This is a genomic window from Methylobacterium sp. D48H, from assembly GCF_053345715.1.
The window spans coordinates 1-579 of the sequence record NZ_JBKFAP010000086.1; the positions used below are offsets into that span (position 1 = coordinate 1).

Annotated in this window: 1 pseudogene; it reads left to right on the top strand. The window is 68.6% G+C overall.

Features of this window, described 5'->3' with window-relative positions:
• Positions 1–570: pseudogene (locus ACLBX8_RS31585) on the top strand (IS5 family transposase); the annotation flags it as partial.
• Between the last annotated feature and the right edge of the window lie 9 nt (positions 571–579).

Below are 579 nucleotides of genomic sequence, written 5' to 3' on the forward strand. Positions count from 1 at the left end.
GGACCGTCTGCAGCACGTGCTGCTCGATCGGCTCGGTCGCCGGAACGGCATCGACTTCAGTCGAGCGTCCCTCGACAGCGCCTCGATCGCCGCCAAAAGGGGGGCCCGGCGACGGGCCCGAACCCGACCGATCGGGGCAAGCCGGGCACGAAGCGCCACATCGTCACCGATGCGAATGGCATCCCCCTCGCTCTGAAGCTGACGGGCGCGAACGTCCATGACAGCCGAATGCTGGAGGCGGTGGTGGATGCCGTCCCGCCGATCCGCTCATGCTGGGGACCGCCGCGCAAGCGTCCCTCGAAGCTGCACGCCGACAAGGCCTACGACCACCGCCGCTGCCGTCAGGCGCTGACCCGCCGTCGCATCCAGCCTCGCATCGCCCGGCGCGGGATCGAGAGCAGCCAGCGGCTGGGACGTCGCAGGTGGGTCGTCGAGCGCACGCTGGCGTGGTTCGCCCAGTTCCGTCGCCTCGCCATCCGCTACGAGCGGCGACACGACATCCATCTTGCCTTCTCCACCCTGGCCGCAGCCCTCATCGTCTGGCGCTTCATCGAACGATGGTTTTGTTAGGCGCTCTAA